Consider the following 25,765-nt stretch of genomic DNA (forward strand, 5'->3'; position numbering starts at 1 on the left):
ATGGTGCGACTCAAACGCGCGGCCTATTAAACAAGACCTTGAGTGTAACAGGATGTTCACACATTCGGCTGCCATCGCAGATCAAGCGTAAATGGAAAACGTGGATTCGGTGGTTCTTTTACCACAGTCACCTTGCCCGCCGTATGGCCATGCGCCCAGAATCGTGCAAAACGCCGTGCCTCAGCTTCATTTGCATTCACCGGGAACGTATTGTAATTGCGCCCCCCTGGGTGCGAGACATGGTAGGTGCATCCTCCCAGGGATTTTTCACTCCAGGTATCCACCAGATCAAACACCAGCGGCGCTTGCACCGGAATGGTCGGATGCAGCGCTGACCACGGACTCCAGGCACGGAAGCGGATGCCAGCCACATATTCCCCGGCATGGCCGGTTGGTTGCAGCGGCAAGGGTCGGCCATTACAGGTCACGACATGGCGGCCATCGGTCAGGCCCCGCACACGCAACTGCATGCGCTCGACGGAAGAGTCCACGTAACGCGCGGTGCCCCCCCCCGCCATTTCTTCACCCAGTACATTCCAAGGCTCTATGGCCTGGCGCAATTCCAGCTCCACGCCATGATAAGCCGCGGTGCCATAGCGCGGAAAACGGAACTCGACAAAGGGCTCAAACCAGCGCTGTTCAAAGGCATAACCTGCATCGCGCAAATCGGCCACCACATCGGCGATGTCTTGCGCCACAAAATGCGGCAACATCCAGCGATCATGCAGCTCGGTCCCCCAGTGCACCAGTTTGCCGGTATATGGCGTTTTCCAGAAGCGGGCCACCAGCGCACGCAGTAACAGGCTTTGCAGCAAACTCATGCGAGCATGCGGCGGCATTTCAAAAGCACGGAATTCCACCAGCCCAAGGCGGCCAGTGGGGCCATCCGGCGAATAGAGTTTGTCGATGGAAAACTCCGAGCGGTGCGTGTTACCGGTTAAATCCACCAGCAAATTGCGTAGTAGCCGGTCAACCAGCCACGGCTGCTCGCTTTCCTTGCCTGCGGGTAAGGCTTGTTCCATCTGCTGAAAAGCAATCGCCAACTCATACAAATTGTCATCCCTGGCCTCATCCACGCGCGGTGCCTGACTGGTCGGGCCAATAAAGGTCCCTGAAAACAGATAAGACAAGGCGGGGTGATTTTGCCAGTAGGTAATCAGGCTACGTAATACATCCGGGCGCCGCAACATGGGGCTATCCGCCGGCGTTTCCCCACCCAGCGTGACATGGTTACCGCCACCGGTGCCGGTGTGGCGGCCGTCCAGCATGAATTTCTCAGTGCCGAGCCGACACAGACGCGCCTCGTCGTACAAGACGTTGATGTTTGTCACCAGCTCTTTCCAGGTTTTCGCCGGGTGGATATTCACTTCGATCACGCCGGGGTCCGGCGTCACGCTGAGCAACTTGAGCCTGCTGTCGCGTGGTGGGGGATAGCCTTCCAGCCACAGTTTGAGTTTCAAATCGGCCGCAGTTTGCTCAATGGCACTTAGTAAATCCAGATAGTCTTCCAGTCGACTCACTGGCGGCATAAACACATACAGCCGGCCATTGCGCACCTGTACGCATAACGCGGTATGGACCACTTCCCGAGCCAGCGGCTGCGTTGTTTTGTGCTTGATCCGCACCGTGGGTGATTTGGCGGTCGCCAACGCTGCCTGTGGCTCAAACGGGTCCAGGGGAAATTCTGGCTCCATCTCTGCAGGCAACTGCCATGGCAGCGAGGACAAGGGCAAGCGCAAGCCCATGGGCGAGTCACCACCCAGCAGATACAAATGTTCGCGGCGCAACGGCCACTTGCTGGTCAGCCATGCCCCGGCAGACTGGCTCTCGTCCGGCTTGAGCGGCATAACATAACCAACCACTTGCCCCAAGCCCTGGTTGAGCAAATCTGCCAGCCGTTTGCGCTCTGTCGCATCCTGCAAATCCAGCTTGAGCGGATCGAGATTCACCGGTAACTGCTGCTCTTGTTGCGCGAGACTCATCACATCTTCATAAGCGGCAATCACACAAGCCTTGGGAAAGCCCAGCATGTCGGCCAGATGACGGGAAAAGGCTTCTGCTTGCGCTACGCTATAGCCATCATTGTGTGCTTCGGCCGAAAACAGGCTGGCATCGCGCCACACCGGTTTGCCATCCGGGCGCCAGTAAATATTGATGGCCCAGCGCGGTAAGGGCTCACCGGGATACCATTTACCCTGACCATAGTGCAAAAAGCCATCCGGGGCAAAGTGCGCTTTCAGGCGCAAAGCCAGGTCACCGGCCAGTTGCCGCTTGTGATCTCCCAGTGCCAGGGTGTTCCATTGTGCGCCATCCATATCATCAATCGACACAAAGGTTGGTTCGCCGCCTTGCGTCAGCCGCACATCGTGTTTTTTGAGCTCAACATCCACCTTGTCACCCAGCTTTAGGATGGCTTGCCAGTCCGCTTCGCTGTAAGGCTTGGTCACGCGCGGGTCTTCGTGAATGCGCGTTACTGTCATCTCATGCGTGAATGTGACCTCGGCGATATCGGTGAAGCCAGTCACTGGCGCTGCCGAGGAAGGAATCGCCGTACACGCCAACGGAATATGCCCCTCTCCGGCCATCAGTCCAGAGGTAGGATCCAACCCAACCCACCCTGCGCCGGGAATAAACACCTCGGTCCAGGCATGCAAATCGGTAAAATCCTTGTCGGTGCCACTGGGGCCATCCAGCGCCGCAACGTCGGCCTTGAGCTGAATCAGGTAGCCGGAAACAAAGCGCGCGGCCAAGCCCAGGTGGCGCATGATTTGCACCAGCAACCAGGCGGAGTCCCGGCAAGACCCTGTGCGCTTCTGCAGAGACTCTTCCGGGGTTTGTATGCCCGGCTCCATGCGCACGGTATAGCCGATTTCAGCCTGCAAACGCTGATTGACGGCCACCAGAAAGTCGACAATGCCGACTTCGGGTTTGATCACGGCTTGCCGCATTTCCGTCATCCACGCCTGCAACAAGGGCCCGACCGGATCTGGCTGCAAATAGGCGGTCAGCTCGAACGCCTGCTGCGCGGTATAGTTAAACGGGTAATGCTCGGCATATTTCTCGACAAAAAAATCAAACGGATTGATGACGGTCATATCTGCCACCAAATCGACCGTAAAGTCGAGCTCACGCACCATTTCGGGGAATACGTAACGGGCAATGTAGTTGCCGTAGGGGTCTTGCTGCCAGTTGATAAAATGCTGTTCAGGATTAACCGTCAGCGAATACGACAAAATCGGCGTGCGCGCGTGGGCAGCGGGCTTGAGGCGGACTTCGTGTGGCGAAAGATTGACCAGGCGGTCAAATTGATAGCGGGTGCGGTGATGTAAAGCGACGCGTATAGCCACTGCTGATCCTCAATAATATTATGATTTTAAGCAGTGTGATGCAGGAAATATGCCAGCCACGCCAAAACCCAGCGCGTGGCGGCAATTAAACGCCAACCCTGATCGACTTACTTGCTGCCGCCTACCAGATTTTTGACCGCGCTCACCACATCGCCTGGCAGCACAACAATTTTGCTATTATTGGAGTCGGCCATTTTTTGCATTGATTGAATATAACGGTCACCCAGCAAAAAGGTGGCAGAGGTATTGTTTTCCTTGACCGCCTCGGCAATCATTTTAATCGCCGCTGCTGAGGCTTGAGCCCCCACCATTTGCGCCTCTGCGTCTTTACGCGCGGCTTCCAGGCGGGCTTCGGCATTCAAGATCAACGACTGCTTGGCGCCTTCGGCTTCGGTCACCACCGCCACACGCTCCCGCTCGGCCGCTGCCTGACGCTCCATCGCATCCTGCATATTGGCAGAGGGTTTGATGTCTTGAATCTCCACACTTTTGACGGTGAGACCCCAGTCCAGCGCCTCATCGGCAATCGCTTCTTTAAGCTCAGCCTTGATCCGGTCACGCGAGGTCAGCGCATGATTCAGATCCATGCCGCCGATGATAGAACGCAAACTGGTTTGCACCATATTGCGCATGGCTTCACGAAAATTTTCGATGCCGTAGACCGCACGCTCGATATTGGTCACCTTGATAAACGCCACCGCATTGGCCAGAATCACCGCGTTATCACGGGTGATCACCTCCTGCTCTGGGACATCGAGAATGATATCTTTGGTGGTCACCTTGTAACTGACGTTACTGAATACCGGGTTGATCACATTTAGGCCGGGCTTGAGAATGCCTGCAAATTTACCGAGCCGCTCGACCACCCATTCTTCGCCCTGCGGCACAATACGTACCCCTTTCACTATGGCGATCACTACCAGTACGATGACAATGACACTGACTTCGGTCATAACGACTCCCCTCAATAATTAAAACGATTAACCGTGGTGGGCAGGCGCCACACGCAAGCTGTTGCCTTCCACGGCGACAATGATTGCCGCTTGTTGCACAGCCATGGCCGTATCGGCATAAGCTACCCATTCGCGGCTACCCAACACCCCTTGGGCAAACCGGATCTTGCCCGGTTGCATGGGAGAAATAGCCTCAATCACCACGCCTTCACGACCGATTTCCTCGCCCTGCGCCTGTCCAACCCGCAAGTCAGGCTTGCGTTTCTCCAGCTTGCGCATGATGGTCAAGGCCAGTGCCGCCAGCACGGCATAATTGAGGGCTTGCACGGCTAATGACATCTCAGGCCAAACCAGGGTGAGCGCTGCCATTGCCAGTGCGGCAATGCCTAGCCATAACAAGTACAAGGTGCCAAGCAGCATTTCCGAGCATAACAGCACCAGACCCAATCCGCACCACCACCATCCAGTCTGCATAACCAGCCCCTCCCCAAACCACGATGAATTAACGACCATGAATCTTTGAGCGCATGGTATCACTACTTGTGTCAAAATGGGGGAATGACTCAACCGCCTGTCCGCCTTACGCTTGCGACTGACCGCCGGGAACGGCTGGTACAAATCCGCACCTGCTTTCCGCAGGCCAACGGACCAGATTTGGACGACCGCTGGCAAGGCGGCCGCGTCGCAGCATTGCAGCGGCTGTCTGACATAGATGCCGAGGCTTATGGCCACAGCCGCAATCATCTGCAGGGCGCAGTGACCCGGCTCTCGCCTTACCTGCGCCATGGCTGTCTTTCACTGCAAGAAGCAGTAACAGTGGTCCGCCAAAGCGTTGGTAACCGCGGGATCAAACTGATTGCAGAGCTCAGCTATCGCGACTACTTCAGGCAGGTCTGGTACCGTTTTGGCGAGGCGATCAAGCAACCGATGGAAGCGCCCAAAGTGGCGCTGGGTGATCACCCTCTGCCTGCTTTTATCGAACAAGGATTCACCGGACTGGTGTGCATGGACGAGATTGTGCGCAGTCTGCGACAGGAGGGCTATCTGCACAATCATGCCCGTATGTGGTTTGCCGCCTATGTGCTGCACTGGTTAAAAGTAGACTGGCGCCAGGCGGCAGACTGGTTTGAGCAACAGCTGCTCGATGGCGATTGGGCGTCCAACCATCTCTCCTGGCAATGGATAGGCGCCAGCTTTAGCCATAAACCTTATTTTTTCAATAAAGAAAATATCGTCAAATTCGGGGGCGACCCCTGGTGTCAGCAATGCCATGTGCGCTGCCCGTTTGATGCCAGCTACGAAACATTGCAACAGCAATTATTTAGTGCCCTGCCGCCGCAAACTGCTGATCAGGCTTCAGTCGCCAGCAACGCGCACATGCCTCTAGAAATCACTGCGCAGCGCTTACCCTCGCATGACGACAGCGCCCTGATCTGGCTTCATGACGAAATGTTATCGCCAGAGCATGCTCTACTAAAGAGTAAGGCCACTCGCGTCTTTGCATTTGACCCTGCGCTTTACGGGCAATGGCCCCTGAAACGCCTGCAATTCATGGCCGATTGCCTGAGCGAAATCCCAGAGGCAGACATATGGATTGGCAGCACAGCACAAGTACTGGCAAGCTATTCGCAGAGGCACATCATCAGCCAGAACACTCCGAACGCGCAGCTCAAAGCAGCGGCTGACGATGCACGACTTACTTGGCTAAACGAACCCAGCCTCTATGACACCTGCTTCAGCGACCATGAGCTGATGCGGTTTAGCCGCTACTGGAAAAAAGTTGAGCCGCTGGTGTTTACCAACGACGATGACCGATTTTCAAACGATCCAGCCGCATAAAAAAAGCCGCCTTGCAAAGGCGGCTTTTTACTCACAGCAGCTCGATTAGCGCTGACGACGACGTTGCAACCAACCCATCAGGAACAGGCCAGAAATCAGCATCGAAACATTGGCTGGCTCAGGCACGGCACTGACGGACAATGCCTGGTTCACAAATTGACTGCCATTCAAGTCTGCATCGGTAAACTTGAACACAAAGAATTTGTTGGCCCCTGCAATGCCTGGCACAAAGTCATTATCATTGGCCACGTACAGGGTGTGATACAACACGCCACCTTCCATGATGTCCTCGCCAAATGTCATGCCTTCGAGCTTGGCAGGAATATTGGTATTGGTAATCCCGGCATTGATGAGCGCCGCTTTCAGGTCAAGGAACAAGCTTTTTTGCGCCGCATAACCCAGCAGGTTACTTTGGCCGCTGATCCCTGCGCCACTATTCAGAGAGCCAATATCCACCGCCTGGTCGCCCGCAACGCCATCGCCATTCACATCATTGAGGTCGATTTTGTAGATGCGTTTCACGTCGGCCTTGGACCCATCGCCCAACCCTTTACCATCACGCTCAAGCACAAGCAGGGTATGGTCGTTGACCGCCAGAATCTCGCTGCTGTTGTAGGTCTTGTTTTTATCTGAGAGGAAGTTGTCATAGACATACTGCTTGGTAGCACCCGTTTTCGTATCAATCGTCACGATACGGTTGGTACGGCTACCATCGCCACCATCCTGAATCAGCGGGCTTTGCTCAAAACCAACCAGTGTTTTGCCATCAGGCGTAATGGCCAGGCCTTCCATGCCTTTGTTGGCCACACGGCCGCTAGTATTGCCACTGATTTCATTCGCACCCTGGCTGCTCAAATTTTGCGCAGTAAATGCTGAAGGCAAGTTGTAGACATTGGTTCTGGCGCCGGTCGCACGGTCAAACTGATAGACATAAGGACCATATTCATCGCTGATATAAACGCTTTTGCCATCATTAGAAACGCGGATGGCCTCTGGGTCGAAACGGCCATTATTCGAGTTGCTGGAGTTGGTGCCTGCCAAAAAGTTATCTGAACGGCCATTGAAATAATATTTACCTGCATTTACAGTCGCGCCACTGCCCAATGTGTAGTTTTGGCCGCCCACGCTACCTGTACCAGCGGCGCCCGTGCCGTAGTTAAGCGGCGTATTGCTGTATAACAGCGTGGTGCCAGTCAAAGTCGGGGTCAGGCTATAACTGTAACTCGAACCATTGTAGGTTTGTTGCAAACTGAGGTTGAGCGTTTGAAAGCGCGAAATGTAAGAAGTGGTATTGTCTACCAGCGGGTTATACTCGCTAGCATTCGGGCCACGGTCTGGCAACGCCAGGAAAGTACTACCCCCCGCCCAAGCCAGGCCAGAACCCATGCCACCCAATACATTCTGATGATCCACACCGTTTTCCAGCATGCCAGTGAAACTGGACAAGTCCGTGGTCCCGGACAAACTGCCCATCGCGATCAATGAAGGGGTTGCATTTGCCACGGCAGGCAATGCCAGTGAAATCGCCACGGTCATGGCGGCTAGTTTAAAAGTCATGTCAAAACTCCAGAATTAAAAAATTTTGACTAAATTAATCGCTGACAGTGAATTTAATATGACAGGACTAGCGCGACGTGGCGGCAAGCACCAGATCAACCAAGCGGCTGTGGTAAAATCACGCGCATGACTACTTCTACTCAAAACGCACAAACACCCCGCGAACTCGCTAAATCCTTTGATCCGAAAACCATTGAAAGCCAGTGGTATGCTTTTTGGGAAGGCAAAGGCTATTACGCCGCCGGCATGAACCCGGAGGTCAAAGATAATTTCTGCATTTTGCTGCCGCCACCCAACGTGACCGGCACGCTGCACATGGGCCACGGTTTTAACCAGACCATCATGGATGCGCTGACCCGCTATCACCGTATGTGCGGGGATAACACCTTGTGGCAACCAGGCACCGACCACGCAGGCATTGCCACACAGATTGTGGTCGAGCGCCAGCTCGATGCGCAAGGCGTGAGCCGCCACGATCTCGGCCGCGAAAAATTCCTCGAAAAAGTCTGGGAATGGAAAGAATACTCAGGCGGCACCATCACCAAACAAATGCGCCGCCTCGGCACCTCGCCCGACTGGAGCCGTGAGCGCTTCACCATGGATGCAGGCCTCAACAAGGTCGTCACCGAGAGCTTTGTCCGTCTGTATAACGAAGGCCTGATTTACCGTGGCAAACGCCTGGTGAACTGGGATGTGAAACTGGGCACTGCCGTGTCTGACCTCGAAGTGGTGCAGGAGGAAGAAGACGGCTCGATGTGGCATATCAACTATCCGCTGGCGGATGGTTCCGGCCATTTAACCGTAGCGACCACCCGCCCGGAAACCATGCTGGGTGACGTGGCGGTGATGGTGCACCCTGAGGATGAGCGTTATGCGCATTTGATCGGCAAAAACGTGACTCTTCCGTTGTGCAACCGCGAAATTCCGATTATCGCGGATGATTACGTAGACAAGGAGTTTGGTACTGGTGTGGTCAAGGTCACGCCTGCGCACGACTTTAACGACTATGCGGTAGCTCAAAGACATAAATTACCCTTATTTAGTGTCTTATCTTTAGAAGGCAAAATAATTGACTCTGTTAGCAATGACCCATGGGTCAATGCCCAAAATTACACAGCAGCTAGCCGAGATGGTGGTGTAGAACTTGGCAGAGATACTCCAAAATACACTTACCTAGATATTCCACTCACTTATAGAGGTTTAGATAGATTCGTTGCACGTAAAACTATCGTCGATGACTTAGAGTCTGGCGGCTATCTTGTAAAAGTCGAAAAACACAAACTCAAAGTACCACGTGGCGATCGTACCAATGTGGTGATTGAACCGATGCTCACCGACCAGTGGTTTGTGGCGATGAGCAAGCCGGGCGAAGATGGCAAAAGCATCACTGAAAAGGCGCTCGAAGTGGTAGCGGATGGCCAGATCAAGTTCTATCCGGAAAACTGGGTCAACACCTATAACCAGTGGCTGAACAATATTCAGGATTGGTGTATTTCACGTCAGTTATGGTGGGGGCATCAAATCCCTGCTTGGTATGGTGAAAACGGCGAAGTGTTTGTCGCGCATGATGAAGCAGAAGCTACCGAGATGGCGGCCAAAGCAGGTTACACCGGTAATTTAAAGCGCGATGATGACGTGTTAGATACCTGGTACTCCTCTGCCCTGTGGCCATTTTCCACCTTAGACTGGACCGGCGACGAAACACTGGACGCGCAGAATCAGGCCTTGCAGCAATACCTGCCCTCCTCAGTACTGGTCACTGGTTTTGACATTATCTTTTTCTGGGTGGCGCGTATGGTCATGATGACCAAACACCTGACCGGCAAAATCCCGTTCAAGCATGTGTATGTGCACGGCCTGATCCGCGACGCCGAAGGCCAGAAAATGTCCAAGTCCAAAGGCAATGTGCTGGACCCGATTGATTTGATTGATGGCATTGATCTGGAATCGCTGCTGAAAAAACGCACCACCGGCCTGATGAACCCGAAAGATGCGGAAAAAATCGAGAAACGTACCCGCAAGGAATTCCCGGAAGGCATTGCAGCGTATGGTACGGATGCTTTAAGGTTTACTTTTGCCAGCCTGGCTTCACCTGGCCGTGACATCAAGTTTGACCTGCAACGTTGTGAAGGTTACCGTAACTTCTGCAACAAGCTGTGGAACGCCACCCGCTTTGTGCTGATGAATACAGAAGGCAAAGATAATGGCTTTGGCGCCGAGAGTTGCGAAGCCGGTGGCCGCAAATTCAGCCAGGCCGACCGCTGGATTGTGAGCTTGTTGCAACGCACCGAAGCCGAAGTGGAACGCGCTTTTAACGACTACCGCTTTGACCTCGCTGCCAAGGCGATCTACGAGTTTGTCTGGGACCAGTATTGCGACTGGTATCTGGAAATTGCCAAAGTGCAGTTACAAGGTGGCACTGAAGCCGAACAGCGCGCGACCCGTCGTACCCTGTTAAGAGTGCTGGAAACCATCTTGCGGCTGGCACACCCGATTATTCCGTTTATCACCGAAGAGATCTGGCAGACGGTGGCACCGATGACCGAACTCAAGGACAAGTCGCGTGGCACTGAGAGCATTATGTTGCAGGTCTACCCGAAAGCCGATCTGGAGAAAATCGACGAACAGGCTGAAGCCTGGGTGGCGACACTGAAAACCGCTGTCGAAGCCTGCCGCAGCCTGCGTGGCGAAATGGGCATTTCACCTGCGGCCAAAGTGCCACTCATTGCCGCGGGCGATGCCGAGGCACTGACCGCCTATGCGCCTTACCTCAAGTCGCTGGCCAAGCTGGAAAACGTCGAGATTGTCGCCGAGCTACCGGAAGCCGATGCGCCAGTGATGCTGGCCGCTGACTTTAAGCTGATGCTCAAGGTAGAAATTGATGTCGCCGCCGAAAAAGAGCGTCTGGGCAAGGAAATCGCAAGGCTGCAGGGTGAAATCGGCAAGGCCAACGGTAAGCTGTGCAATGAAAGCTTTGTCGCCCGCGCGCCGGCTGCCGTGGTTGAGCAGGAAAAAGCCCGCCTGACAGAATTTAGCGCCAACCTGGAAAAACTACAGGCGCAACTGGCCAAACTCAAGTAATGGTCCGTGCGTATCGCATGTATACGCACGCATTACCGGCTTGTATTAAAGCGGGTGGTCATTTGGTAATCATTGATGCCCTGCAGTCAGAGGGCGGCCGATGCGCTTTTAAAAACCTGTGAAATAAACCAATCGCTTTATTGTTGGTCTAGGTTGCAATACACAGGTGGATTGAGAGTGGCTGCCGAATATGGCGGCGCTGAGGAACAAAAGGAATAATGGCTGACCTGCTTGAAAATGATCCCCGAGAGGTGCTGTGCAGTTGCAGCGGCACCACGCGTGGCCTGATTATCGAGTTGGTCAGGCAAGGCAAAGATCTGGATGGCATCTCGCGCTATTCTGGCGCGCTGTCAGGCTGCGCTGGCTGCGAATGGGAGATTACGGAACTGGTGGCGTCGTTACAGTCTCAGCCCACAGATTCCGCCTGACCACACACCGCGCAGGAAGGGTCTTTTTTGAGGCGTATGGTGCGCCATTCTGCACTGAGCGCATCCAGCAATAGCAACCTACCTTTCATGGTCTGGCCCATATTGAGCAACACCTTAATGGCTTCAGCAGCTTGCGCTGTGCCTATCATACCCACCAGCGGAGCAAATACACCGTTGTCTGCACAACGCAACGCCTGGTCATCGCCGACGTCTGGATACAGGCAGTGGTAGCAAGGGCTGTCAGCATGGCGGAAATCAAACACACTCAATTGCCCTTCAAAGCGGATGGCCGCCCCCGAGACCAGAGGCTTTTTACTCTCAAAACAAAGCTGGTTGAGCAAGTAGCGCGTAGCAAAGTTATCCGAGCAATCAATCACCACATCTGCTGCCAAGACCCGTCCGGCAAGCGCCTCGTCATTGAGCCGTGTCGTTTCGACATGGACGTTGACTTCAGGATTGAGGGCCGCAATCGTGGCCTGGGCTGACATGGCCTTGTTTTGCCCAACCGCTGCCGTAGTATGGATAATTTGACGTTGCAGATTGGTGAGGTCTACCTGATCAAAATCACAAATGGTCAGCGTACCTACCCCGGCTGCGGCCAGATACATCGCCACCGGAGCCCCCAAGCCGCCAGCTCCCACGATCAGGGCATGACTTTGCGTGAGCTTTTCTTGCCCTGCATATTCAATTTGCGGCAACATGATGTGCCGACTGTAGCGTAACAACAAATCGTCTTGCATGTATTTTCCAATTATTCATGGCAGGCGTTGCGCTTGTACCATTTGCTGAATCAACACCTTGGGCGACAGCATGATCAGCCGGTCATCAAACACGGCCGTACCGGTTTGTTGTTGTGCCTGATCAACAAAGGCCAGGTCGCCATCTGCATTTTCGCGCTCATCCGCGTGCTCGGGTACGGGCATGGCATAAGCGCCGCCGCCAGACACGGATTGTATGCCACCCAGCCCGTTTTCGCCATGTGAAAGGATAATCGCCGCCGGTCGGCTAGGCCCGCTGGTGGCCGGGCCCGTCTCACTGCTGACTTGAATATTGCTGGCACCTTCGGCCGCGGCTACCGAGAACCACTGGCTGTGATGAGTAAACGTGCTGTCTGCGCGATAGCGAAAGAAACGGCCCCAGGCATCGGTGGCGACTACCCCTAATTGCTGCGATGGCAACCAGCCCTCATCACTGGCGCAGGTCTGGTTGGATAATACATTTTCCCACCCATCGGGCGGCTGGTCGGTATCAGGACACGGCAGGTAATGATAAATCAGGGCATGGCCAAGCAAGGCCTGTTGCGCCGTATTCAGCCGCTGTTCGGTTTGCTGATATTTTTGCAATCCGTATTGCACCTTGAGGGGCGTCATGAGCCAGCCCATCATCAGGCTTAAAATCACCAAGGCGATCGCCATTTCAAGCAGGCTGAAGCCATACAGGGTGGATTGCGGTCGAGGCAAATGCGCGCTGATGTCCTTCATCTGGCAATTTGCTCCAACTCATCATTGCTGGGTGCATCCCATGCGGTGACGCCAGTCAGACCCAGCGCAGCGACTGTCGACATCTCGATAAAATTGGCATACTCACTTTTTTGCGTAGCCGTCTGTCGTAATTGCCCGGCTAACATCTCGCCGGACACAATTAAGAGCACTTGCGAGGACCGCGGCAGATAAAACACCTGCTCCCGCCAGCCATTTTGCTGAAACCAGTGATGCATGGCCTGACCATCCAGCGTGGCCTGATTTGCAAGTGGGCCGTGCAGGTCGCCATCGACCGGCAAGCGGCCCAGCGTAGTCGTTTGAGCAGACATACATTGCCCAGCTTGCAATGATTGTGCACCTAAACAACTCGTGTCTGAAATGGATGCTGGCACAGGTAAAGGTGGACATGGCCTGGACGTGCAAGTAAATGCTCGCTTAAGCTCTGATAACACCTGCTTTTGCATGACTTGATGCATGCGGCTGGCCGAGATTGGCCAGACCACGTCATTAAATTGTGTAGTCGGAGGCGACATGACAAAGCCGTGATCGCTGTACTCTGTCGGGTTGGCATTATCCAAGGTCCCCTCAATATCCAGATACTCCTTAGCACCATCGTCAGGCTGCAAGCGGCGTTGCTGCCAGCCATCCTGCCTCAACAGCGGCTGCATGGGAGCAATTACCACAGCCACAACGCCATTGCCCACATTTGCATCCCAAGTCGGCCCACTGTTGGCCATCACGCTCCAGCTGCCCTGCGTGTCCAGATTCAAAGGACGCAGGCGCGGATTATTTTTATAGCGCTCTGACACTGCGTACCACAAGCGCTCGCCACTGCCATCACGCAAGTCGCCTAAACCCAGTGTTTTCCAGGGTAACCTGCCCAAGCGGGCGGAGTTACTGCATGAGGTTTCGGCAATGCCGTCGTTATTGCGGTCTGGGCAAGGCAAATCGCCCGGGCGAGGGCAATTCAACTCACAAGGCGTGGTGCCCAAGGGTTGCTGCGCATAGGCAAGCAAGGCCTGCTCGGCCTTGGCCAAGGCCGTCATGGTTTTGTGCAACGACGCCTGACTGGAAAACTCACGGCCCACCAAGGGATAAACCAGCATGCCCGCCATGCCGGACAACAGCAGCAAAAGCGCCCAGATCGCAATTCCTCTTTGAAAATGTGAATAAACAATCATGGCTGTACAGATGACGGATTGGGAAACACGTCAGGGAAATTAAACAGATGAAGCTCACATTGCGCATCAATCTGAACGAATGACGGCGTCACTGTCCAGACACAATGATGGACTTTAATCGCACCTGCATATTGTTTGGCCAACGCTTGTAACCATGCCAATATGTCTGCTTCATGCTTGACCGACCATGCGAGCTGTAGACGGCTAAGCATCACTTTGATGTCGGCTTGCTGGCCAGAGGATGCTTGCGGCAAACACAGGGCAAGGTCACAAGGAGTGGTCGGCAAGAACTCATAGCGAAGATGACTCAAACCAGATGCCTGTTGCATTTCGGCAAGGGACTTTTCCCATGCAGGCACATTCAAGGGCGACATCACCCCGATGTTTTGCCATTGCTCGCGAAGCGCCAAATAGGTAGCGATCTCTGCAGCAAAATGCTGCTGATAAGCCGCTTGTTGTTGGCGTTGCTGCCACTGTGCCTCTAGTTGAGACAAGACTTGTTCGGCTTCTTCACGTCTTTGATACTGCAACAGGGTACACACCACTAACAAGCTCATCACGCCTAACCAAAACAATAAGGTTTGTTTTAATGCCGCCCAAACTTGCAGAACCATCACCACCCCTCCTGTTGCACGGCTGCCCAAGTGAGCGTGAGCATCGGCTGCAACCCCAGCATGGCTAGCGGATCTGTACTGCCCTGGCGACCATTCGTCGTGCTTTGCTGACTGGAGTTCTCTGTTTGCAGCTGCTTGACTGATGGCAACTGATTTAAACGCTGCACCAACTGCTGCCATTCAAGTACGGCACGCGTGTGCTGACTTGTTTCTCGTTGTTGAAAAGTCATTTTCAATGACTGAGTTTGATGCGCATCAGGGTCTGCTGATTCAGGAGGCTCCGCCTGCCATTCGAGTCGGATCAGTTGCCAATCACGCAAGCCATTGAGTATCGACTGCAAGTCATGCAAGGCTTGATCGGGTAATCGGGTGGAGGCGCTGATCGCTTGCATCGTGCGGGTTAAGGCATGAATCGCTGACAATTGTTCAGCGCGCAGTCCCCCGGCGAATGGCATCGCCTCTGGCTCATCCAGCTGGGCCTTCACCAGCCCGGCTTGCGTATTCATTTGCTGAGTTGCCAGCGCATTGAAGCCGGCTAGCAGCGCCAATAGCAACGCAAGCCCCACGCCTGCCACGTGGATATTTCGTTGTAACCGCTTGAGTTTCTCTGGCAAGAGACTGACCTCAGGGGCCAAGTTAGGGAGCGCCTGGTCTGCCAATATCGCATGCATGGCGACCCACTCGACCGCGCGGAGACCGGTAGGGAGCGAGCCTTGACCCACGGCCGCAATGAGCGCGGCCTCAGTCAGAGGTTGATATTGAAAAGGTGCGGGGAAGGTGAGCCTCTCAGCCTGCTGTATTTCTGCAATGATGCAAAACACCGGCAGACTTGCAGATTCGGATAAGCCAAACTGGCTAACCAGCTCACGATGCAACTGAGTCAGCGCCGGGATCACAGAAGCCACATCGTGTATCCCTTGTGTTGGCATTGAAAGGCGGCGCCTTAAACACAACCGTTGATGCTTGAAATAACTCAAGTACAGGGTCGTATGCTCAGCGTGCACACAGATACAATCACTCAGGCGTTGAGCGTTTGCAGGCAAGCAATATGGCAACAATATTGCCTGCGTGTAAATGCCTTGCAGGCTGAGTGCTGCCGCTTGCAGCGCGGGCAAGCAGTGGGTCAGTGGTGGGGAAAACAGCCCGGCAAACAAAAAACGGTTTTCTAAACGGCTCGTCTTGATCGTCTCCAGCAGAAAGGCGGTATGCAAGCCTTGTGCATGTGGCCAAGCCGCCAGCTTGCGCTTGAGTAGTGCACGACCAGCCGCCCCTCGCACCACAGGCATCAGCTCAAGGTGATAGTGCTCCTCTGGCAGATCGGTTAACACCGCCACGCGCGCGCCTGGGAAAGTTTGCATCCACCCTAACATGGCCGCTAGCCCTGCTTCATCTGGACCAAACGAACGCAGCTCGCAATACTGATTGCGCTTAAATAAGACCAGCCGCCATGCTTGCGCATCGATCAGGAGAATGAAACGCTGGCCGGACATCTTTAGTACCTGATGGTTGAAAAGCTGTCATAGACCGGCAACATGACGGCGGCCATCAAAAACAGCAACATCAAACCCAGTGAAATGGTCAGCGCGGGCTCCAACATACGCAATAGCGACTGAATCCGCGCTTGCACGTCCCGGTCATAATAGTCAGCCAACTGAAACAACATGCGATCCAGTCCACCTGTGGTTTCACCCACCTTGAGCAGGTGTAGCATCAGTGGCGGAAACTGCCCGGTAGCCGCAAAGCTGGCGGTGAGGCTTTCACCGGCCTGTACGCGCGCAGACACATCCTCAAGTGCGCGGGCCATAACACGCTGCGTCAGCAAGGGCTGGCACCATTGCAATGCCTGTAACAGCGGAATCCCGGCCTGGTACATCAATCCAAGAAACCTGCACAGCCGCGTGATCACCCACGCTCTTAGCAAGCGGCCAAACACCGGCAATCGCAACATCAGGCTATCCCATTTATAAGCCCATTTTTCCGAGCGCCGCACGATTAGAGTCACACTCCCCAGGGACAGCAATATCGCCAATAGCAGATAAGCCCCATAGTGCATGACACCCTCCGACAGGGCCAACAAACATCGTGTACTCCATGGCAGAGACTGCCCCAGGCTTTGCAAAAATCCTGCCATTTGCGGCACCAGAAAGGTCAGCATCACGTATGCGGCGATCATCACCATCACGCATAACACGGCAGGATAGCTCAGACCGCGCTTGATTTGCGCGCTCAGCTCAAATTGCCACGTGAGGGTGGCCTTCAATTGCCCAAATGTTTCAGGGAGCTGACCCGTCCGCTCACCGGCATTGACCAGTTGATAAAACAAGGCTGGGAAGACCTTGGGCTGCGCTTGCAACGCTTGTGAAAGTAATTTGCCCGCCTCAAGATCGCGCAACAAACCACGTAAGGCCTCGACCATCACCGCCTGTTCGGCTTGTTCTGCCGAGACCGCAATGGCCTGACAGAGAGGCAAGCCGGCTTGCAATAGCTGCTCCAGCTGCACACAAAATACGATCAACATTTTGGGGTGCACGCGTGGCTGTCGCCAGCGCAATGGCTCACCCAGCTTCACCGTCAGCAATTCCAAGCCTTGCTGCTGCAGGGATGCAGCCAGCGCCTCTTCAGAGTCGGAGGTGACATAGCCCCGTGTTAAGTGGCCCGTCTTATCAATCGCAGTGTATCGGTAGCTCGTCATACGTTTCAAATGGGGCGGCTTACATCCAGCACATTGGCCTCAAGCACACTTAAATCGACCACTCTTTTTAATTCTTGCAGACTGGTTTCACCTGCCATCACTAATCGCACCCCCTCCTCGGCCAGCGTGGTGTAACCATATAATCGTGCGTTCTGCTGTAACCTTGGCAGCGAGAGTGGCGTGAGCGCCTCCTCCAAGCCAGAATGCATGGACAAAATTTCCATCACCACAGTCCGGCCTTGATAACCACTTTGTCGACAATGCTGACAACCAACCGCTTCAAAACACGTGAAACTTTCAGGGATGCACGCTGAATCGATGTATTGAAACATGGCTAAAAGGTGTGGGTCCGGGGAGGCTTGGCGCTTGCAGTGTTGACATAAGCGTCGCAATAAGCGCTGGGCAACGACCCCAACCAGGCAACCGGCCAGGGTCTGCGGCTGAATCCCCAAATCCTGCAAGCGCAAAAAGGCAGCTGCGGCATGATTGGTATGCAAGGTGGTCATCACCAGATGTCCGGTCATGGCGGCGCGCACCGCCATAGCGGCCGTGGCTTCATCTCTGACCTCGCCAATCAGCATAATGTCGGGGTCTTGTCGCAAAATGGCGCGCACACCGGTGACAAAATCCACCTTATTGGCTTCGTTGACGGAGGTTTGCCGCATTAAATGGTGCGGATACTCAACCGGATCTTCCAAGGTCATGATATTCACCCCGGTCTGATTGAGATGCCCTAGCATGGAATACAGTGTGGTGGTTTTACCACTCCCGGTCGGGCCCGTCACGATTAACAAGCCCTCCGGTTTTGCCAGCATGGCCTTTAAAGACGCCAACTGCGCGCAGCGTATACCCATCTGCGACAGCGGAATAATGGATTTATGCCTGTCCAACACGCGCAGTACCAGGTTTTCACCATGCAGGGTAGGATGACTGGAGACCCTGAAATCCACCTCGCGCCCGCACAAGAACAGATTCACGCGGCCGTCTTGCGGCATACGCTGCTCAGCGATATCCATGCCAGCCAAGACTTTGAGGCGCACACACATGGCGGGCCAATAGCGATCGTGCAAACAGCGGATCTGCCAAAGCACGCCATCAATGCGGTAGCGTATCCTGACAAACGCTTGTTCAGGCTCGAAGTGGATATCCGAGGCGCCTTGTTTGACGGCATCGACCAAGATGGCATCCACCAGCCGGATCACGGGATGAGAGGCGGAAGCCACCGGCGAAAGACTAACTGCAGCCTCTTGCTGCTCGATTTCCTGCAACAAGCGCTCCAGCGACAGGCTATGTCCATAACACCGATCCAGCGCCTGCTCTATCTGGACTTCGGTCGCCAGAACAGGCGACAGCGCAATGCCACCGCCTAATAAATGTTTCAGTGCTTCAATCGCGTGTGCGTTCTGGTGATCCTGTACCGCAATCCGCAACGATTGCTGGTCTGGTGTCAGATCAAGCGGTAACAAGCGATGTTGCCTGGCAAAGGTTTCTGGCACTTTGGCGATCCACGCCGGGTCGGGCATCACATGCTGCAAATCCACACTCTCTTGCACATGGAGCTGGGCCAGCACATCTCTCACCATAGCGTCGGTGACAAAGTGCAGCCTAACCAACTGCTGGCCAAGCAACAATTGCTGCTTGCGTTGCTCGATGAGTGCGATATCAAGCTGATCCGAAGTAATCATGCCTTTCGCCAGCATCCACTCTCCAATCCGCATCACTCTTGCTCCAGTAGTTGCGCAAATAAAGCAGCATTGGCTTCGACCCCTGGCATCAGTTGCCGAACGCGCAGCCAATAGTGCTCGTATTGCGCCTGATCACCCAGCCGTTGGCTGATATAAAGCATGCCGACCAATGCCTCGAGTTGATGCGGATCTTGCACCAACAGTTGCGCATAAAGAGGCTGCGCATTTTGCAGTTTCTCCTGCTGTAATGCCGTACGCGCCTGCGCCAACAAGCTGATGGATGACAAGGTCGGCAATGGTCCACGCTGTACCTGCATAACCCAACGAGGCGGGGTATTTTGACGGGGTGAGGGTGATGGGCTCTGCGCAGGCTCACTCTGACTGGGGGTGGCTACGGAAGGTTGCTCAGCTTTTGCTGGCGCATGTAAAGCAAATACACTAGGTCCCTCCTGCAATGCAGACTTTTGCTCACCGATTGGTGACGGCTCAACCGGAGTGACGAATGGCTTTGCATCTACCCATCGGGGCGCAGCATGATTGTCCGGCGCGGATGCCGCTGAAAAGATATCCCAGCCTTCTCGCACTACACAGCAAGTCGCAATGATCAGCATCAGCCACAACCATCCCATGATACGCCGCTCAAGCTGCTGCCAATCGGTGACCATCAGCGATTTTGCATATGCATTTTTATTTAAGCGCAAGGGGCGTTTTGAATCAGCCAGCCATGCTTGAAAAGCCATCATGATGGCTCCTCGACATTCATTTCAAATGCATCAGTAGGCAAAGCGTCAGGCAGCAAGGGTTGAAAGGATCGCAAGTCGCCTGTGTTAACATCGGCCCGACCAATCACAGTGGGCCGCAAAAAAACAATCAGCTCGGTCTTTTTGGCGGCCTGATTTTTGCCAATAAATGCCTGACCGATGATGGGCAATCGCGAGAGGCCAGGCACGCGGTCACTAAATTCACGCTGATCATCCTGCATCAGGCCGCCCAAAACGGCGATATGGCCGCTGGCGACATTGAGCACAGACTCCATTTCCCGTACCTGGATTTCGGGCACGCTACTCACAATCCGACTGCTGCCACTGCCTAATTGCGGATTGGGGTCTTCGACATAGCGCAGAACCTTGGACACCGTCGGCCTGACATTTAAATTGACGCGCTGGCGACTATTGATTTGTGCCGTGACAGCCATGACCAAGCCTACCGGCACCGTATTGGCCGTGGTTGTTACCGCTTGCAAATTGGCACCGCTATTACTGCTGCTTTGCGAAATTTGTGACTGGATGGTGAAGTAGACCAAGTTATCGACCACCTTGAGAATGGCCGTCTGATTATTGAGCACCATGAGCTTGGGACTGGAGAGGACACGCGTTTTGCCAAACTGCTCAAGCAAGGTGACACTGGCACTTAAATTACCAAAGCGGCTGAGAGGATTTAAGTAGCTCAACATAAACGCCACGTTGCCATTGTTCTGGCCCAAGGCATTTTTACTGTTATTGCTCTCCCACTGACCAGTGGTGCGGTTAAACTGGGCCGCATCGCTGCCCAAAGATTGCGAAAGCAGCCAGCCCCGTTGTTGCGCCGAGGCTGACAGGCGACTCCAGTCTATGCCCATCTGAAAACTTTTATTCAGCTCCACCTCCACAATGGTAGCTTCAATCAAGACCTGCCTGGCGGCAACCTGCATCACAGATTCCAGATAGGCTTTGACTTGCGCCTGCTGACTCTGCGAGGCGCGTATGGTCAAGATGCCGGTTTCGGCGTTTGCAATCAGTTTGGAAGCCCGCCAACGGCGTTGCGCTTGCTGCGTCTTTTCTTGCAATGGCGACGGTAAGATGGGTTCAGCTGATGTTTTGAGCTCACTGGCTGCGGCACTGCCTGGCGCGCTATCAGAACCGCTCGCTGGCATGATTACGGTTGCGGGCAGGTGATCCATCACTTCTGCCCGTGCACTACCGGCTTTATCCGTTTCATCCAGCAGAAGCTGTACATTGTCTACCACGCTCTCCCACAGGTGATAGCGGGATTGAGAGGTGACTGCGGTTCTGGAACTATTACTACTGCCGCCTTGTGCCGGCAATGCTTGCACTTGCGCATTACTGTTACTGGCTGCGGCCATGCCGCCACGGCCAGAACCGTTAATTTCGCTGGCCACGCCAATATAGCCATAGGTATCGCGGCTCATGTTCACATAATTGAGTTTGTAGCTACGGATCACCGGCGTGTCTGGTGTCACCAGCCACACCCCGTCTGACCATTCATAATACATATCGACTTGCCTGGCCATGCGCGCAAGAATCGCGTGCACCGACTGCTGCTGCGCATTTAAAGTGACTTTACCGATCAAGGCCGGATGCACATCAAAATTCAGGCCGCTTTCTTGGGCCAGCGCAAACAGGACCTCCTGCACGGGGGCTTCGCGGACAACCAGATTGATCAAGATGGTGGGGATGGCCGACTTGAGCGCGGGGGGCTTGATGGCAGGGGTAGAAACGATATCTGCCGTATCAATTTCTGGGAAGCTAGCCGAACCGTTGTCGGCCTGAAGGGTTAAAGGCAGTGAAGGTAAATGCAACTGCGCATGCATAGCGCTGCCCGGAGGCTGGCTTTTGCATGCAGCGAGTCCAATCACCAACCACAGGATGAGCACAATACGCATCAACCCCCTCCAAATGATTATTGACATTTTTTAACATATATTAATTTTAATAGATGTTAACTGTCAATCCATCCGGCGCAATCTGGTTAACCAGTGCGAGAGAGGGTGTTTAAAAAAGCTCGATTTCGCCGCTAATGATGCTGTAGTTGAGTAAGCCTTGTTCAACCAGGGATTCGTAGCAACAGACCTGGTCTCTGCCATGCTCTTTGGCATAGTAGAGTGCTTCATCGGCCCGCTCTAGCACGGTGTTCGGCAGCAAATGCGGTGACATTTTGGAATAACCGATACTGATGGTGACTCGCCCAACTTGCGGGAAACGATATTCAGCAAGGGCTTGCTGAAAGCGCTCTAGCAGCATGACGATGTCATCTTTATCAGCACATGAAAACACGCCCACAAATTCTTCACCACCAAAGCGGAACAGCAAATCGCCATCACGAAAGGTTTCCTGCATGAGCCGGGATAAAAGCAGCAAGACTTCATCACCAATCAAATGACCATAGCTGTCATTGATCTTTTTAAAGAAATCGATATCAAAAATGACTAGATAATGGTGTAACGGAAACCGGAATTCTGGTTTGTAGTCATTGAGCAAAATCTTGCTCACACACTTATCAAAAGTTTTGCGGTTGAGCAAACCAGTCAGTGCATCTCGCTCGTTTTCAATAATCAAGCCGGCATAGTGATTAAATACCTGCAAACATTGTTCTACAAGCGCGATCGCTTCTGCGGATAACTGCGCATGCTGAATCAACAGTATGGCATTTTTATGCGCAACACTTTGCTTGAGCGGAAAAATGTGCAATTTGCCCGCTGCAGTGTCCAGGCAAACAGGTTGCCGAGTTTCCTGATCCAGGTAATTTAAAAGCAACGCATAAACATCGCTAGGCCACGCTTCAAAAGCAGGATCCATCTCATCTTGAGAGTCCATCACCGAGACCAACTGCCGACGCGACAATACCTGCATCCGGATCGGCTTTTCCTCAGCAGCAAAAATACACATCCAGTGCTGCATCAACGAGAGCAGCGCTGGATCCAATGCAAGGCTCTCCCTGGCCTGTGTCAGGCCGATCAAGCTTTGCATAAATTTTTTCAAATTTAAATGACTAGGCATGTGTTCGACAGATGTTGTTTCGAACACTTTAACAAAGGCAAGAATGATTCTTAATTAGGAAAAGAACCGATTTGTAGGACTAAATTGTGAGGTTGAAGCAGAAAAGTGAAAATGGGGTGGCTAATCGGGCTCGAACCGACGACAACCGGAATCACAATCCGGGGCTCTACCAACTGAGCTATAGCCACCACTGAGAGAAATTGGCTGAAATTTTGGCCTGCCCGACAGGAATCGAACCTGTAACCCCCAGCTTAGAAGGCTGGTGCTCTATCCAGTTGAGCTACGAGCAGATAAAGTAGTTACATGCCGATCAGGCAATCCAGAGAAACTGGTCGGCGTGGAGAGATTCGAACTCCCGACATCCTGCTCCCAAAGCAGGCGCGCTACCAGACTACGCTACACGCCGAAAGCAGAAATATAACCGATTTCACGAATTTGTGTCAATCTCGATGTGATAAAATTATCTTTTTTACGACAAATTTTTTGCTCATGAGCGCTCAGATTATTGATGGCAAGCAAATTGCGAATCAACTATTAGAAGAAATCAAATCCAAAATCGACCAACGGCTAGTTGATGGCAAACGTGCTCCTTGCCTGGCCGTTGTCCTGGTCGGTGATGATCCGGCTTCTGCCATTTATGTGCGCAACAAGCGTCTGGCTTGCGAAAAAGTCGGGATCGTCTCAATTGCGCATAACCTGCCAGCCAACACCACGCAAGAGGCCTTATTCGCGCTCATTCAAACACTGAATGCCGACCCTGACACTGACGGCATTCTGGTGCAATCCCCGCTCCCCCATCATATTGATGAGTCTGCCATTCTGGCGCTGATAGATCCCGGCAAAGATGTGGATGGGTTTCACCCCTACAATATAGGCCGCCTGGCGGTACGCAAGCCCTTATTACGTTCCTGCACGCCTTACGGAGTCATAAAGATGCTGCAAGCCAGCGGGATCGTGATCAAGGGGCTGGACGCCGTTGTCGTTGGCGTGTCTAACCACGTTGGGCGCCCTATGGGCCTGGAGCTCCTGTTGGCCGGGTGCACCGTCACCAGCTGTCACCGGCACACCAAAGACTTACAAAGCCATATTAGTCGTGCCGATCTCATTGTATCCGCGGTGGGCAAGCCTGGCTTGGTCAAGGGTGAGTGGATTAAACCTGGCGCTATTGTGGTCGATATTGGGATTAATCGCCTGCCTGATGGCAAGATCACCGGCGACGTTGACTTTGCGATTGCCAGCCAGCGTGCCAGCCATATTACGCCGGTGCCTGGTGGCGTCGGCCCAATGACTGTAGCCACGCTGATGGAAAATACCTTGAAGGCGCTGGAGCTCAGTGAGCAAGCTTAAGCCGAAGCAGTCTTGCCCTTGCGAATAGGCTTTGCAGGGGTTTGAAACTGGTGTAAACTCGCGCGATTGTTGATTGACGTAATGCAATAAACCATGCCGCTACAGGCATTCACTATTCGAAGTTTCGTTCGTTGGAACCATCATGGCAGATACCGTTAACAAATCCTTTACCCCTTACCAGCCCGCCGCCGGTGAGGAATACATGAATAAAAAGCAGCAGGATCACTTCCGCAAAATCCTGAATGACTGGAAAGCAGAACTGAGTCACGACATTGATCGTACCGTGCATACCATGCAGGACGAAGTGACTAGCTTTGCTGACCCGAATGACCGCGCCAGCCAGGAATCTGACATGGCGCTGGAACTGCGCAACCGTGACCGTGAGCGCAAACTGATCAAGAAAATCGACGAAACCTTGCGTAACATTGACAGCGGTGACTACGGCTACTGCGAAGGCTGCGGGGTCGAAATTGGCCTCAAGCGCCTGGAAGCCCGCCCAACCGCCACCTTGTGCATAGACTGCAAAACGCTGGATGAAATGCGCGAGAAACAAGTCGCCAAATAAGGCTAAAGCTATCAAGCAATAAAAAAGCTGCCTAAGGGCAGCTTTTTTATTGCACTGGTTTTATTGCATCGCCATCATCCACGCACTACCAGTGCTCCTCAACCGCAAACAAGCGTTTGTGCTCACGGATGGCATAACGGTCAGTCATGCCGGCAATGTAATCAGCCACCGCCCGCGCCTGATCATGCTTGGCGGCCAATTGGTGCTCGTCAGGCATCAAGGCCGGATTATCCATAAAGGTCTTAAATAACTCTTCAATAATCCGCCTGGCTTTGGCACTCATGCGATTCACCCGGTAGTGCTGATAGAGGTGCTTACGCAAAAACTGTTTTAATTCGTGATTCTTTTGCACGACCGGCTGGCTAAAGCCGACTAGATAGGCGGGTGCTTTGCGCACATCGTCTACGCTGCCCGGATTCAACTGCGCAATCGCTTGCTGGCTATGCTGACATAAATCGACCACCAGCACATTGATCATGCGGCGGATGGTTTCATGGATGAGCCGTTTTTCCTCAATCTCGCCATATTGCTTTTTAACCTCATGCATATTTTCGGCAAATAGCTGGATATTGGATAGCTGTTGGATGGTGATGAGGCCGGAACGTAAGCCGTCATCCACGTCATGATTGTTATAGGCAATTTCGTCAGCAAAGTTAGTGACTTGGGCCTCAAGGCTGGGCGACTCACCACGCAAGAAACGTTCACCGACATCGCCCAGAAGTTGCGCATTTTTGCGCGAGCAATGTTTGAGGATGCCTTCACGGACTTCGAAAGTGAGGTTTAAGCCATCAAAACTGGCATAGCGGTTTTCCAGCAGATCGACCACGCGCAAGGACTGCAGGTTGTGCTCAAAACCGCCATAGTCTTTCATGCAATGATTGAGCGCATCTTGTCCGGCATGGCCAAACGGGGTGTGCCCAAGATCATGCGCCAGCGCGATAGCCTCGGCCAAATCTTCATGCAAGCCCAAGGTGCGCGCGATACCGCGTGTCAGTTGCGCGACCTCGATACTATGCGTCAGACGCGTGCGAAACAGGTCACCTTCATGGTTTACAAATACCTGCGTTTTGTATTCGAGTCGCCTAAAGGCCGTGGAATGAATAATCCGGTCGCGGTCACGCTGAAAAACATTGCGCAACGGTGACTCCTGCTCGCCGACCTTGCGGCCACGAGACTGTTCTGGATGGGCAGCAAAAACGGCGAGTGTCATCATGGGCTT

Annotated in this window: 20 protein-coding genes and 3 tRNA genes; 5 read left to right on the plus strand and 18 right to left on the minus strand. The window is 53.6% G+C overall.

Annotated elements, in window-relative coordinates; all coding sequences use genetic code 11:
- Positions 1-56: 56 nt before the first annotated feature.
- From ACT53C_RS02705 to ACT53C_RS02715, 3 genes are all read right to left on the minus strand, one after another.
- Positions 57-3,347 (minus strand): transglutaminase family protein, encoded by a 3,291-nt coding sequence (locus tag ACT53C_RS02705; RefSeq protein WP_476144697.1) that lies wholly within the window; start codon positions 3,345-3,347, stop codon positions 57-59.
- Between the two features lie 107 nt (positions 3,348-3,454).
- A complete protein-coding gene (locus ACT53C_RS02710) occupies positions 3,455-4,300 on the minus strand; it encodes an SPFH domain-containing protein (protein WP_194748970.1) in 846 nt (281 codons plus the stop codon).
- A gap of 27 nt (positions 4,301-4,327) precedes the next feature.
- Positions 4,328-4,774: an NfeD family protein gene (locus ACT53C_RS02715; RefSeq protein WP_476144698.1), complete on the minus strand. Its 447-nt coding sequence runs from the start codon at positions 4,772-4,774 to the stop codon at positions 4,328-4,330.
- Positions 4,775-4,858: 84 nt separating this feature from the next.
- Between ACT53C_RS02715 and ACT53C_RS02720 the strand changes: the two genes are divergently transcribed.
- Positions 4,859-6,139 carry an FAD-binding domain-containing protein gene (locus tag ACT53C_RS02720; protein WP_476144699.1) on the plus strand — a complete coding sequence of 427 codons (1,281 nt, stop codon included), beginning with the start codon at positions 4,859-4,861 and terminating at the stop codon, positions 6,137-6,139.
- 45 nt (positions 6,140-6,184) lie between these two features.
- On the opposite strand, the gene ACT53C_RS02725 is transcribed toward ACT53C_RS02720, so the two are convergent.
- A complete protein-coding gene (locus ACT53C_RS02725) occupies positions 6,185-7,696 on the minus strand; it encodes an esterase-like activity of phytase family protein (protein ID WP_476144700.1) in 1,512 nt (503 codons plus the stop codon).
- Between the two features lie 126 nt (positions 7,697-7,822).
- Between ACT53C_RS02725 and ACT53C_RS02730 the strand changes: the two genes are divergently transcribed.
- Positions 7,823-10,777 (plus strand): valine--tRNA ligase, encoded by a 2,955-nt coding sequence (locus ACT53C_RS02730; RefSeq protein WP_476144701.1) that lies wholly within the window; start codon positions 7,823-7,825, stop codon positions 10,775-10,777.
- 218 nt (positions 10,778-10,995) lie between these two features.
- Entirely contained in the window at positions 10,996-11,205 is a 210-nt protein-coding gene (locus ACT53C_RS02735; protein ID WP_194748975.1) for a (2Fe-2S)-binding protein, read from the plus strand.
- Here ACT53C_RS02735 and ACT53C_RS02740 read toward each other — a convergent pair.
- The 13 genes from ACT53C_RS02740 to ACT53C_RS02800 form a co-directional block, all read right to left on the minus strand.
- Entirely contained in the window at positions 11,184-11,945 is a 762-nt protein-coding gene (locus tag ACT53C_RS02740; RefSeq protein WP_476144702.1) for a HesA/MoeB/ThiF family protein, read from the minus strand. The genes ACT53C_RS02735 and ACT53C_RS02740 overlap by 22 nt on opposite strands.
- Before the next feature lie 15 nt (positions 11,946-11,960).
- The gene (locus tag ACT53C_RS02745) at positions 11,961-12,686 is read right to left on the minus strand and encodes a type II secretion system protein (RefSeq protein ID WP_476144703.1); all 726 of its coding nucleotides are present in this window, start codon (positions 12,684-12,686) and stop codon (positions 11,961-11,963) included.
- Positions 12,683-13,867, minus strand: a complete 1,185-nt coding sequence (locus ACT53C_RS02750) for a hypothetical protein (protein ID WP_476144704.1) — start codon at positions 13,865-13,867, stop codon at positions 12,683-12,685. Before ACT53C_RS02750 ends, ACT53C_RS02745 begins: the two co-directional genes overlap by 4 nt.
- A complete protein-coding gene (locus ACT53C_RS02755; RefSeq protein ID WP_476144705.1) occupies positions 13,864-14,484 on the minus strand; it encodes a hypothetical protein in 621 nt (206 codons plus the stop codon). The genes ACT53C_RS02750 and ACT53C_RS02755 overlap by 4 nt, the downstream gene beginning before the upstream one ends.
- On the minus strand, positions 14,481-15,971 hold the full coding sequence (locus ACT53C_RS02760) for a hypothetical protein (protein WP_476144706.1): 1,491 nt from the start codon (positions 15,969-15,971) through the stop codon (positions 14,481-14,483). The genes ACT53C_RS02755 and ACT53C_RS02760 overlap by 4 nt, the downstream gene beginning before the upstream one ends.
- Before the next feature lie 2 nt (positions 15,972-15,973).
- Positions 15,974-17,173: a type II secretion system F family protein gene (locus tag ACT53C_RS02765; protein ID WP_476144707.1), complete on the minus strand. Its 1,200-nt coding sequence runs from the start codon at positions 17,171-17,173 to the stop codon at positions 15,974-15,976.
- Between the two features lie 5 nt (positions 17,174-17,178).
- Complete coding sequence (locus tag ACT53C_RS02770; RefSeq protein ID WP_476144934.1) at positions 17,179-18,891, minus strand: GspE/PulE family protein; 1,713 nt, start codon at positions 18,889-18,891, stop codon at positions 17,179-17,181.
- Entirely contained in the window at positions 18,891-19,601 is a 711-nt protein-coding gene (locus tag ACT53C_RS02775; RefSeq protein WP_476144708.1) for a tetratricopeptide repeat protein, read from the minus strand. Before ACT53C_RS02775 ends, ACT53C_RS02770 begins: the two co-directional genes overlap by 1 nt.
- Positions 19,598-21,520, minus strand: a complete 1,923-nt coding sequence (locus ACT53C_RS02780) for a type II secretion system protein GspD (RefSeq protein WP_476144709.1) — start codon at positions 21,518-21,520, stop codon at positions 19,598-19,600. Before ACT53C_RS02780 ends, ACT53C_RS02775 begins: the two co-directional genes overlap by 4 nt.
- Positions 21,521-21,629: 109 nt before the next feature.
- Positions 21,630-22,604: a GGDEF domain-containing protein gene (locus ACT53C_RS02785; protein ID WP_476144710.1), complete on the minus strand. Its 975-nt coding sequence runs from the start codon at positions 22,602-22,604 to the stop codon at positions 21,630-21,632.
- Between the two features lie 142 nt (positions 22,605-22,746).
- Positions 22,747-22,822: transfer RNA gene (locus ACT53C_RS02790), tRNA-His, on the minus strand.
- Positions 22,823-22,847: 25 nt separating this feature from the next.
- Positions 22,848-22,924 (minus strand) — tRNA-Arg (locus ACT53C_RS02795).
- Between the two features lie 39 nt (positions 22,925-22,963).
- Positions 22,964-23,040 (minus strand) — tRNA-Pro (locus tag ACT53C_RS02800).
- An 83-nt stretch (positions 23,041-23,123) separates the two neighbouring features.
- Here ACT53C_RS02800 and folD point away from each other — a divergent pair.
- Together folD and dksA are read left to right on the plus strand one after the other, a co-directional pair.
- Positions 23,124-23,981: a bifunctional methylenetetrahydrofolate dehydrogenase/methenyltetrahydrofolate cyclohydrolase FolD gene (gene folD, locus ACT53C_RS02805; protein ID WP_194748984.1), complete on the plus strand. Its 858-nt coding sequence runs from the start codon at positions 23,124-23,126 to the stop codon at positions 23,979-23,981.
- Between the two features lie 142 nt (positions 23,982-24,123).
- A complete protein-coding gene (gene dksA / locus ACT53C_RS02810) occupies positions 24,124-24,546 on the plus strand; it encodes an RNA polymerase-binding protein DksA (RefSeq protein ID WP_476144711.1) in 423 nt (140 codons plus the stop codon).
- Positions 24,547-24,631: 85 nt separating this feature from the next.
- On the opposite strand, the gene ACT53C_RS02815 is transcribed toward dksA, so the two are convergent.
- Complete coding sequence (locus tag ACT53C_RS02815; RefSeq protein ID WP_476144712.1) at positions 24,632-25,759, minus strand: deoxyguanosinetriphosphate triphosphohydrolase; 1,128 nt, start codon at positions 25,757-25,759, stop codon at positions 24,632-24,634.
- Positions 25,760-25,765 lie beyond the last annotated feature (6 nt).

It is taken from the genome of Methylophilus sp. DMC14 (assembly GCF_056314085.1).

Bases quoted from the DNA above. Each gene is read 5' to 3' on its own strand.
- dksA (WP_476144711.1), top strand. From the start codon at position 24,124: ATGGCAGATACCGTTAACAAATCCTTTACCCCTTACCAGCCCGCCGCC.
- ACT53C_RS02765 (WP_476144707.1), bottom strand. From the start codon at position 17,173: ATGACGAGCTACCGATACACTGCGATTGATAAGACGGGCCACTTAACA.
- ACT53C_RS02735 (WP_194748975.1), top strand. From the start codon at position 10,996: ATGGCTGACCTGCTTGAAAATGATCCCCGAGAGGTGCTGTGCAGTTGC.
- ACT53C_RS02710 (WP_194748970.1), bottom strand. From the start codon at position 4,300: ATGACCGAAGTCAGTGTCATTGTCATCGTACTGGTAGTGATCGCCATA.
- ACT53C_RS02770 (WP_476144934.1), bottom strand. From the start codon at position 18,891: ATGCGGATTGGAGAGTGGATGCTGGCGAAAGGCATGATTACTTCGGAT.
- folD (WP_194748984.1), top strand. From the start codon at position 23,124: ATGAGCGCTCAGATTATTGATGGCAAGCAAATTGCGAATCAACTATTA.
- ACT53C_RS02720 (WP_476144699.1), top strand. From the start codon at position 4,859: ATGACTCAACCGCCTGTCCGCCTTACGCTTGCGACTGACCGCCGGGAA.
- ACT53C_RS02775 (WP_476144708.1), bottom strand. From the start codon at position 19,601: ATGATGGCTTTTCAAGCATGGCTGGCTGATTCAAAACGCCCCTTGCGC.
- ACT53C_RS02760 (WP_476144706.1), bottom strand. From the start codon at position 15,971: ATGTCCGGCCAGCGTTTCATTCTCCTGATCGATGCGCAAGCATGGCGG.
- ACT53C_RS02725 (WP_476144700.1), bottom strand. From the start codon at position 7,696: ATGACTTTTAAACTAGCCGCCATGACCGTGGCGATTTCACTGGCATTG.
- ACT53C_RS02815 (WP_476144712.1), bottom strand. From the start codon at position 25,759: ATGATGACACTCGCCGTTTTTGCTGCCCATCCAGAACAGTCTCGTGGC.
- ACT53C_RS02750 (WP_476144704.1), bottom strand. From the start codon at position 13,867: ATGATTGTTTATTCACATTTTCAAAGAGGAATTGCGATCTGGGCGCTT.
- ACT53C_RS02715 (WP_476144698.1), bottom strand. From the start codon at position 4,774: ATGCAGACTGGATGGTGGTGGTGCGGATTGGGTCTGGTGCTGTTATGC.
- ACT53C_RS02780 (WP_476144709.1), bottom strand. From the start codon at position 21,520: ATGCGTATTGTGCTCATCCTGTGGTTGGTGATTGGACTCGCTGCATGC.
- ACT53C_RS02745 (WP_476144703.1), bottom strand. From the start codon at position 12,686: ATGAAGGACATCAGCGCGCATTTGCCTCGACCGCAATCCACCCTGTAT.
- ACT53C_RS02730 (WP_476144701.1), top strand. From the start codon at position 7,823: ATGACTACTTCTACTCAAAACGCACAAACACCCCGCGAACTCGCTAAA.
- ACT53C_RS02785 (WP_476144710.1), bottom strand. From the start codon at position 22,604: ATGCAAAGCTTGATCGGCCTGACACAGGCCAGGGAGAGCCTTGCATTG.
- ACT53C_RS02740 (WP_476144702.1), bottom strand. From the start codon at position 11,945: ATGCAAGACGATTTGTTGTTACGCTACAGTCGGCACATCATGTTGCCG.